This is a genomic window from Thioflexithrix psekupsensis, assembly GCF_002149925.1.
Classification (GTDB): domain Bacteria; phylum Pseudomonadota; class Gammaproteobacteria; order Beggiatoales; family Beggiatoaceae; genus Thioflexithrix; species Thioflexithrix psekupsensis.
Map to the genome: position 1 here is coordinate 1 of NZ_MSLT01000003.1, position 8,844 is coordinate 8,844.

At 39.1% G+C, this 8,844-nt stretch carries 11 protein-coding genes and 1 pseudogene; 4 read left to right on the top strand and 8 right to left on the bottom strand.

Translation table 11 applies throughout. From position 1 onward, the window contains the following. The 3 genes from TPSD3_RS01300 to TPSD3_RS01310 form a co-directional block, all read right to left on the bottom strand. The coding region (locus TPSD3_RS01300) for an ATP-binding protein (RefSeq protein ID WP_176329676.1) at nucleotides 1-937 on the bottom strand (937 nt) is incomplete at its 3' end. Then, nucleotides 918-1,199 carry a histidine kinase dimerization/phospho-acceptor domain-containing protein gene (locus tag TPSD3_RS01305; protein WP_086486796.1) on the bottom strand — a complete coding sequence of 94 codons (282 nt, stop codon included), beginning with the start codon at nucleotides 1,197-1,199 and terminating at the stop codon, nucleotides 918-920. The genes TPSD3_RS01300 and TPSD3_RS01305, both read right to left, overlap by 20 nt. A gap of 65 nt (nucleotides 1,200-1,264) precedes the next feature. Then, a complete protein-coding gene (locus tag TPSD3_RS01310) occupies nucleotides 1,265-2,806 on the bottom strand; it encodes a PAS domain S-box protein (protein WP_086486797.1) in 1,542 nt (513 codons plus the stop codon). A gap of 76 nt (nucleotides 2,807-2,882) precedes the next feature. On the opposite strand from TPSD3_RS01310, the gene TPSD3_RS01315 reads away from it, so the two are divergent. Continuing rightward, nucleotides 2,883-3,914, top strand: coding sequence for an IS630 family transposase (locus tag TPSD3_RS01315; RefSeq protein WP_086486662.1), 1,032 nt, complete (start codon nucleotides 2,883-2,885; stop codon nucleotides 3,912-3,914). A gap of 25 nt (nucleotides 3,915-3,939) precedes the next feature. Here TPSD3_RS01315 and TPSD3_RS01320 read toward each other — a convergent pair whose 3' ends face one another. Beyond that, nucleotides 3,940-4,329: a cache domain-containing protein gene (locus TPSD3_RS01320; RefSeq protein ID WP_140048453.1), complete on the bottom strand. Its 390-nt coding sequence runs from the start codon at nucleotides 4,327-4,329 to the stop codon at nucleotides 3,940-3,942. A gap of 671 nt (nucleotides 4,330-5,000) precedes the next feature. Continuing rightward, nucleotides 5,001-5,240: a restriction endonuclease subunit S gene (locus TPSD3_RS18255; protein WP_176329678.1), complete on the bottom strand. Its 240-nt coding sequence runs from the start codon at nucleotides 5,238-5,240 to the stop codon at nucleotides 5,001-5,003. Between the two features lie 79 nt (nucleotides 5,241-5,319). On the opposite strand from TPSD3_RS18255, the gene TPSD3_RS01330 reads away from it, so the two are divergent. Both TPSD3_RS01330 and TPSD3_RS01335 read left to right on the top strand, forming a co-directional pair. Beyond that, nucleotides 5,320-5,637, top strand: coding sequence for a helix-turn-helix domain-containing protein (locus tag TPSD3_RS01330; protein ID WP_086486799.1), 318 nt, complete (start codon nucleotides 5,320-5,322; stop codon nucleotides 5,635-5,637). Continuing rightward, nucleotides 5,603-6,124: a transposase gene (locus TPSD3_RS01335; protein ID WP_086486800.1), complete on the top strand. Its 522-nt coding sequence runs from the start codon at nucleotides 5,603-5,605 to the stop codon at nucleotides 6,122-6,124. The genes TPSD3_RS01330 and TPSD3_RS01335 overlap by 35 nt, the downstream gene beginning before the upstream one ends. A 56-nt stretch (nucleotides 6,125-6,180) precedes the next feature. Here the strand turns inward: TPSD3_RS01335 and TPSD3_RS01340 are convergent, their stop codons facing one another. The 3 genes and pseudogenes from TPSD3_RS01340 to TPSD3_RS17850 all read right to left on the bottom strand — a co-directional run bounded on the left by TPSD3_RS01340 (nucleotide 6,181) and on the right by TPSD3_RS17850 (nucleotide 8,108). Beyond that, entirely contained in the window at nucleotides 6,181-7,212 is a 1,032-nt protein-coding gene (locus tag TPSD3_RS01340; protein ID WP_086486662.1) for an IS630 family transposase, read from the bottom strand. A gap of 63 nt (nucleotides 7,213-7,275) precedes the next feature. Further along, entirely contained in the window at nucleotides 7,276-7,557 is a 282-nt protein-coding gene (locus tag TPSD3_RS18075; RefSeq protein WP_217884341.1) for a kinase/pyrophosphorylase, read from the bottom strand. After that, nucleotides 7,554-8,108 (bottom strand): annotated as a pseudogene (locus tag TPSD3_RS17850) (kinase/pyrophosphorylase). The gene TPSD3_RS18075 and the pseudogene TPSD3_RS17850 overlap by 4 nt, the downstream one beginning before the upstream one ends. Before the next feature lie 132 nt (nucleotides 8,109-8,240). Between TPSD3_RS17850 and TPSD3_RS01350 the strand changes: the two are divergent. Then, a partial coding sequence (locus tag TPSD3_RS01350) for a hypothetical protein (RefSeq protein WP_176329677.1) occupies nucleotides 8,241-8,844 on the top strand: 604 nt, incomplete at its 3' end.

Here is an 8,844-nt window from a genome sequence, read left to right on the forward strand (position 1 = left end):
CATTGACCGGTTTAGCCAAATGCGCCGCACAACCCGCTTCCAAGCTCACCGCCCGATCATCAGCAAATGCCGAAGCACTCAGAACAATCACCGGTTTATCAAAACCTTGCTGATGTAAAGCCCGTACTGTTTGTAATCCATCCATACCGGGCATTCGTAAATCCATAAAAATCGCATCCGGACTGTCTTGTGACACGATTTTGAGACAGGCTTCGCCACTGTCGGCTTCAGTAACACGAAAACCCAAAGGTTGCAGCATATCAAGCAATACTTTGCGATTCACCGCGAGATCATCCACCACCAACACATGCAGCGGAGAAGAAACCGTCGTATCTCCCAATGGACGATCACATCTTTGATAGCCAATAATTTCTCTTTTTTCCTCCTCTGCCACAAGATGAACCGAAGAAGCGACTGCTTTTACAGGAATTTCCACATAAAATACGCTGCCCTTTTTTGGTTCACTGTCCACGTGCAAAACTCCCCCCATGTTTTGCACCAAACGCTGAGTAATAGCCAATCCCAAGCCTGTCCCTTGTATTTTATAACGATCCGTACCGGTTTGTTGGAATGGCTCAAAAATTCGTTTAAAATCCGCAGCCGCGATCCCAATGCCACTGTCTTGCACCGCAAGGCATAATTTTCCATCTGCATACGCCACGCGCAACATCACTTCACCGTGTTCGGTAAATTTCACCGCATTGCCCAGCAAATTCATCAGCACTTGGCGTAACCGTTTACTGTCGCTGTGCAACGAATAAGGCAACGGAAGACTTTCTTCATAGTGAAATGAAAGCCCCTTTTGTTCACATCGAATACGAAACATATAACAAAGCTCATGGAAAAAACTCTGGCTGTCCCAAATCTCCGGCAACAACTCAAAACGCCCCGCCTCAATTTTCGCCAAATCTAAAATATCATTGATCAGCGTCAACAAATATTCGCCTCCACGCAAAATACTTTGTGCTTGCCGCGTTGGTAGTCTGTAAGAGAATATCCCGACAAAAAATCTGAGCAAAACCCATAATGGCATTCAATGGCGTGCGTAATTCATGACTCATATTGGCGATGAATGCACTTTTGGCTTGATTGGCCACTTCGGCGGCTTGGCGGGCTTGTACTAATTCCTGTTCGGATTGTTTACGAGCAGTAATATCATGACCGATTCCAAAATACGAATACTTTACCATGTCGATCATAAATGGGAGATTTGGTGGTTTCTAACAATTCTCGGTGCTTATCGCTGGCAAAAGTGATTTCTTCCTCATTGGTCAAGGCGTGGTTTGCCGCAATGCCAAACGATCATGGTAACGAACGCATCAGCCAACTTTGGATCAACAAAATCATAATCCGTCTTACCAATAATATCTGCTTCACTGACTCCGAAAAACTGCTCAAAACGAGGATTACAACCCAAATAACGCCCTTCAACATCTTTATACCAGATGAGATCAGGAATGGTGTCAATAAGAATACGCAAGCGTTGCCGTTCGTAATCTAAAGTATCTTGTGCCAACTTACGTTCAGTGATGTCAATTGCCACTTCCAAACGCACCAAACGACCATCCGGCCACACAATTGCCTTATCCCGGCGTTGAAACCATCGGTTTGTTTGGGGATTAAAACTTTCCCAAACGATGGGTTCATTGGGAGTGCCATCTTTGGCCAATAAGCGCGGATTGGTACAAAAATCACAAGGTTTCCGCATTCCCGTTTGCAATACTTGCCAACAGACCTGCCCAACAATTTCTCCGGTGATATTTTGTAAGGTTTTGTTGGCATAGAGAATTTGATGCGTGTCCAAGTCCGAAACGTAAACCAAACCTTCTAAAGCATCAAGTACTGCGTGAATTTTAGCGGCGGCTTGATCGCGGGCATGTTCTAATTTTTTTTGTTCAGTGATGTCGTGGATGTAACCGTGCCACAATACACTTCCATCCGGTAAATGCTCTGGAGTCGCTTCTCCTTCTAACCAGCGAATTTGACCATGGGGCAAAATGGCGCGGTATTGGTCGTGCCAGCGTTCCAAATGGGTGGCTGAAATTTCAATTCGTTGCGCCACTCTGCTCAGATCGTCCGGATGCAAAACAGCGTACACGGGACTGGCATCTTTCTGCACCTGCGCCGGGGTCATACCATAAATTTGACGAATGCCCTCACTGGCGTAAGGGAAAGCACTACGCCCATCTGGCCAGCGTTGAAATTGGTAAATCACTCCTGGAATATTTTTAGAGATTTTCTCCAAGCGAGCAGAAATTTCTGCTGTTTGATGCCTAGATTGCAGCAACCGCCACAACAAAATAGCAATACTAACCAACAAAGTAATGACTAATACAATGGCTCTGGTACTTTCTTTTTCCCAGCGATATAGGTAGTGATCGGCAGACAGCGCGACTTGAACATAAAAAGGATAATTATCAAGCCGTTTGAAACTGCCCACTCGTTGTACGCCATCGGTACTGGCGACATAAGTGAGACTGCCACTATATTCGCCGGCTTCAAGGCGACGACGGATGTCGTTATCAGGTGGAAGTGGTTGATTAAAATCAGTTTCTTTTAAGCGTGGTTGTCGTTGGATCAATTTAAAATTATCGCTACGCCGCAGCAAAACCACCCCACCCGGCCCTGTGTCAATACTGGCAAAATACCGAGCAAATGTGGCGAGATCAATGACGGCATTGACCGTACCTAAAAAATTTCCTTTTTCATCACGAATGGCGCGTGCCTGAATCAGCGACCATTTTCCAGTAGAACGACTGACCAAAGCCTCTGAAAAAACATGACTTTCCGAACTGTCCCGTAACATTTGAAAATGGGGACGATCACTGATATACCAATTTTTTCAGAGTCGTATAATAATACTTTTCAAATAGGAGAGAATAATGAACAAAAGATATGAAGATTTAGAAGAATTAATGTCAACAGGTGAAGCGAGAGAAGTGAAGCGAGCGATGGCAGTAAGAATGTCTTTGCTTGGTTTTGTGCGTGCGGAAGCGGCTTTAGCGTGTTGTGTCAGTGTGCAATTTGTGGATAAATGGAAAGCCATTTATTTAGCGTCAGGGGTTGAAGGATTAAAGTTAGCGTATAAAGGCTCACCAGGGTATTTAAAGCCGCGTGAACGAGAAGATGTGATTAATTGGATACAAGAAAAGAAGACAATAACAATAGAGGAACTAAAGAGATACTTAAAAGAGGAGTATGATGTTTTCTATTCTTCAAATACTTCTTATACTAAATTATTAGAAGAAGCGAATTTAAGTTATAAGAAGACACACAAAGAGAATTCGGCAAAAGATGAGGTAAAAGTGGAAGCTAAAAAAAAAGAGATTAAGGATTTAATAGATAAGGAGCGTGAACAGATAGAAAGTGGAGAGGTAATGTACTGGATGCAAGACGAAAGCCATCAGTTGTGGGGAGATATTTGTGGTTATGTTTGGTCGAAAAAAGGAGAAAGAACGTCAATAAAGATGAGTAATTATCGCACTTCTCAAACGTGGTATGGAGCGGTGAATATTTATACGGGAGAATTTATTTTAGATAGGGCAAAGAAAGCTGATACAAAATATACGATAGACTTTATTAACTGGCTCATTTACAGATATAAAGAAGCCCGTCATGTGATTATTTGGGATGGTGCAAGTTATCATCGTTCTGAAGGTTTAAGAACTTATTTAGAGAAATTAAATGGGGGACTTCCAGAATCAGAATGGAAAGTTCGTTTATTAAGATTTGCACCTAATGCCCCAGAGCAAAATCCAGTCGAGGATATTTGGCTTCAAGGTAAGAATTGGGTCAGAAAGAATTTTCATCGTCTATCAAGCTTTAAAGAAGTCACTAGTATGTTTGAGACCTTTTTGTCAGGTAAAGTGTTTAAGTTTAATAAAATTAAACAGTATCTTATACCTAATATCTAGGTAGATATTAAAACTTAATTTGTTTTTATATCTCACATAATTTTGGTATATTAAAGCTTGGAGTTTCCTGTGAGGCGAAGTGCAACTGTCCTTGGGCATCGAATTGGTAAATGCCTGTAACTGTATCAAAATTGGCGATTAAACTTGCCATACGCCTTGTATTAAGATAAGGGGGGGTCAAACCCTGTTCTAAAAGAGAAGCCGCAATGGCTTCTTCTGCGATGTAAGTCAACATGCCATTCACGCGATCCAGATCGCTGACAATGCGCAAAGCCAGCAGCTCTGTTAGATTACGTGTCGTATTTTCTGCAATTTCAGCCGCATGGCGATGCGTAGTCCATAAAAAAATCAGCAGCAGAGCAATCACGCCCGCACTCAGTCCGAAAAAAGACAGGAAAAAAGTGGAGTATTTCATTATTAAGTGGGCTGTTTCAATTAAAATGGCGACCGCAATATCATTTAAATGAATGGTGATGCAATTGTTTTCTTAAATGATAAAATTGTATTTTTCCAATATTAAGATTGATGTCTTAGTATAACTCTGTTATATAGCAAAATTAAGTCATTCATAAAATTTTTCTGTCAGAATCAGAATTTACAGAATTTTAGGATTTTCAGAATTAAAGAATAAAAAATCTATTGAAAATAAACGATTTGAAAGAGTCAATTTTGAAAATTCTTGTGTCTGTAAATTTTGATTCTGATAAATTAAGGATTCTATGAATCATATCTTTTTGGTATATACTGAATTAAACCCAAACGTTTCCAACAAAAAAAAACGCAGAAATTAGGTTTGCGTATCCTAAGTCATGCGTTATGTGTTTTAAAGCAAATGCCTGCCAGAGACATAGACAATATCGATGATTTTAAAGCAAGCGTAGCAAGCGTAGGGTGTATAAACACAGTGCCATACACCTTTTTTCAATACGACTACCAACTTGGTGGATGACGCTATCGCTTATCCACCCTACTTTAACTCTAACTGTCTATTGTTTCTGATGTTGTTGTAAGGCTTGCCAAGCGGGAGTGTTGCTGACTAATGTTGACATGAAATATAACCTTTGGTGAGTGATAAAATTTTATTATTTATTTTTCTGTTGTTGTTGGAAATAATTGTTGCATTAGCCCTTTTTTATGTTTTTTTAGCGCGTCGAGTTTTTGACTTTGCACGGTTATTAATTCATCTAATGAAGAAAGGCAGGCGGCGATTTTTTGTTGTTCTGTTTTATTAGGTGGAACTTTTGCGATGACTTTTTGAATATTTTCAACGGATAAACCTGGTTGAGCTTGACCAGTAGCATATTGATTTAAATTTAATATACCAATTTTTTCAGAGTCGTATAATAATACTTTTTAAATAGGATGAGAATAATGAACAAGAGATATGAAGATTTAGAAGAAGTTAATGTCAACAGGTGAAGCGAGAGAAGTGAAGCGAGCGATGGCAGTAAGAATGTCTTTGCTTGGTTTTGTGCGTGCGGAAGCGGCTTTAGCGTGTTGTGTCAGTGTGCAATTTGTGGATAAATGGAAAGCCATTTATTTAGCGTCAGGGGTGGAAGGATTAAAGTTAGCGTATAAAGGCTCGCCAGGGTATTTAAAGCCGCGTGAACGAGAAGATGTGATTAATTGGATACAAGAAAAGAAGACAATAACAATAGAGGAACTAAAGAGATACTTAAAAGAGGAGTATGATGTTTTCTATTCTTCAAACTTCTTATACTAAATTATTAGAAGAAGCGAATTTAAGTTATAAGAAGACACACAAAGAGAATTCGGCAAAAGATGAGGTAAAAGTAGAAGCTAAAAAAAAAGAGATTAAGGATTTAATAGATAAGGAGCGTGAACAGATAGAAAGTGGAGAGGTAATGTACTGGATGCAAGACGAAAGCCATCAGTTGTGGGGAGATATTTGTGGTTATGTTTGGTCGAAAAAAGGAGAAAGAACGTCAATAAAGATGAGTAATTATCGCACTTCTCAAACGTGGTATGGAGCGGTGAATATTTATACGGGAGAATTTATTTTAGATAGGGCAAAGAAAGCTGATACAAAATATACGATAGACTTTATTAACTGGCTCATTTACAGATATAAAGAAGCCCGTCATGTGATTATTTGGGATGGTGCAAGTTATCATCATTCTGAAGGTTTAAGAACTTATTTAGAGAAATTAAATGGGGGACTTCCAGAATCAGAATGGAAAGTTCGTTGAGAGCAAAATCCAGTAAAAAGGTAAGTTAGAAAGAATTTTCATAGCTTTAATATCTACTAGATATTAGGTATAAGATACTGTTTAATTTTATTAAACTTAAACACTTTACCTGACAAAAAGGTCTCAAACATACTAGTGACTTCTTTAAAGCTTGATAGGCGATGAAAATTCTTTCTGACCCAATTCTTACCTTGAAGCCAAATATCCTCGACTGGATTTTGCTCTGGGGCATTAGGTGCAAATCTTAATAAACGAACTTTCCATTCTGATTCTGGAAGTCCCCCATTTAATTTCTCTAAATAAGTTCTTAAACCTTCAGAACGATGATAACTTGCACCATCCCAAATAATCACATGACGGGCTTCTTTATATCTGTAAATGAGCCAGTTAATAAAGTCTATCGTATATTTTGTATCAGCTTTCTTTGCCCTATCTAAAATAAATTCTCCCGTATAAATATTCACCGCTCCATACCACGTTTGAGAAGTGCGATAATTACTCATCTTTATTGACGTTCTTTCTCCTTTTTTCGACCAAACATAACCACAAATATCTCCCCACAACTGATGGCTTTCGTCTTGCATCCAGTACATTACCTCTCCACTTTCTATCTGTTCACGCTCCTTATCTATTAAATCCTTAATCTCTTTTTTTTTAGCTTCTACTTTTACCTCATCTTTTGCCGAATTCTCTTTGTGTGTCTTCTTATAACTTAAATTCGCTTCTTCTAATAATTTAGTATAAGAAGTATTTGAAGAATAGAAAACATCATACTCCTCTTTTAAGTATCTCTTTAGTTCCTCTATTGTTATTGTCTTCTTTTCTTGTATCCAATTAATCACATCTTCTCGTTCACGCGGCTTTAAATACCCTGGTGAGCCTTTATACGCTAACTTTAATCCTTCAACCCCTGACGCTAAATAAATGGCTTTCCATTTATCCACAAATTGCACACTGACACAACACGCTAAAGCCGCTTCCGCACGCACAAAACCAAGCAAAGACATTCTTACTGCCATCGCTCGCTTCACTTCTCTCGCTTCACCTGTTGACATTAATTCTTCTAAATCTTCATATCTTTTGTTCATTATTCTCTCCTATTTGAAAAGTATTATTATACGACTCTGAAAAAATTGGTATAATAAAACAGATTAAAAAGCACGTATGTTTTTAGGTTTCAATGTCTGTAAAATAAAAGTCGCAATTTCCTCTACAGACATCGCCGTGGTATTGACATAAGGCAAATGGGCTTGACGATAAATCGCTTCAATGCGCTGCACTTCAAATTGACATTGTTGTATCGACGCATAACGGCTGTCAGGACGGCGTTTTTGTCGAATTTCTTGCAATCGCTCGGCTTGAATCGTTAAACCAAACAATTTACTTTTAAAAGGCTTTAGAATAGCGGGCAAATCTAAAGTTTCTAAAATCATCTTCTGTTGAGCGGATAATTAGCCGCCGCCATGCCAAAGTGCATGGCTAAATAAACACAGGTTGGTGTTTTCCCAGAACGTGACGCACCGACAAGAATAATATCGGCTTTTTCATAATGTTTAATATTCACACCATCGTCATGTTCTAAAGCGAAATTCATCGCTTCAATACGTTGATTATAAGGCGTGCCGACTCCGTGGGCTTTACCTTTGGCATGAGAGGATTTGGTTTGCAATTCCAATTCTAAAGGTTCAATAAATTTTCCAAATAAATCTAAAAATTAAACTATTACTGGTAGATAATAGAATGGCGCATTCGATTTTCTGTTAGCGTAGCAAACACGATGGGACGCTTGGCCATAATGTTGTGCGGTTTCATTGATTTGCCGCACCAACGGCCTGCACTTTTTCTTCGGTATCAATACGCGATATAGAATTTGTTCAAAATGCAACGTATCGAATTGGGTTAATAAACTTTGGCCAAAAGTATTAGCGGTAATTCCCGTGCCATCGGAGACGAAAAAAACTACTCTGGATTGTTGTTTTTCCATTCTAAAATTTCCTCAAAATTTGACTTTAAAATGTTGAAAAATTGGCGCAATATTTACTTTATTTTATCTCCGTTTTTAGCAGAGAGAAGGGCAATCTGTTTTTATGCACTTGGCCTTTTACTGTTACATAATGTGTCGCTATTGGCAAGTGAAATCGACGTGGATCAGGTGATTGAACAGGCGCAGGCTTTGCGTCAACAAGGACAATTTCACCTGCCCGTATCGTTGCTACAAGCGGCATTGGCGCGTCCAAACTTGTCTCCCGCACAACATGCAGGGCTGTGGTGCGAATTGAGCGAATTATATCGATTGCGTGGCGAATTAGACGCGGCTTTAACGGCGGTGCAAAAAGGATTGATCTGGGCAGAACGCAATGAAAATTCATTTTATAATGCTCAATTATTGCTGCAATGGGGCAATTTATTCAATCAGCAATTTGAGCCTGAATTGGCTTTAGAAAAATATCAACAGGCTTTAACCTTGGCACAAGAGAATAAACAAAATGGGTTAATTATTACTGTTTTATTGAATATTTTACGCACTGAAAACGAATTGGCTTTAACGCCCAGTGTGCAATTAGACACGATTCGATTTTATCTTGAAAAATTAACACAAGACAGTGAGAAATTATTACCGTTAATTCATTTGTCACAATATACTTTTTTAACGCAAAAACAGCGTTATTTATTACTGATCGAAGCCAAAGAATGGGCAGAAAAAACGCAAGAATGGCGTT

Coding starts and splice junctions, on each gene's coding strand:
- TPSD3_RS01310 (WP_086486797.1), bottom strand. CDS start 2,806: ATGTTACGGGACAGTTCGGAAAGTCATGTTTTTTCAGAGGCTTTGGTC.
- TPSD3_RS01315 (WP_086486662.1), top strand. CDS start 2,883: ATGAACAAAAGATATGAAGATTTAGAAGAATTAATGTCAACAGGTGAA.
- TPSD3_RS18075 (WP_217884341.1), bottom strand. CDS start 7,557: ATGATTTTAGAAACTTTAGATTTGCCCGCTATTCTAAAGCCTTTTAAA.
- TPSD3_RS01335 (WP_086486800.1), top strand. CDS start 5,603: ATGATGTTTTCTATTCTTCAAACTTCTTATACTAAATTATTAGAAGAA.
- TPSD3_RS01330 (WP_086486799.1), top strand. CDS start 5,320: ATGTCAACAGGTGAAGCGAGAGAAGTGAAGCGAGCGATGGCAGTAAGA.
- TPSD3_RS01320 (WP_140048453.1), bottom strand. CDS start 4,329: ATGAAATACTCCACTTTTTTCCTGTCTTTTTTCGGACTGAGTGCGGGC.
- TPSD3_RS01340 (WP_086486662.1), bottom strand. CDS start 7,212: ATGAACAAAAGATATGAAGATTTAGAAGAATTAATGTCAACAGGTGAA.
- TPSD3_RS01305 (WP_086486796.1), bottom strand. CDS start 1,199: ATGATCGACATGGTAAAGTATTCGTATTTTGGAATCGGTCATGATATT.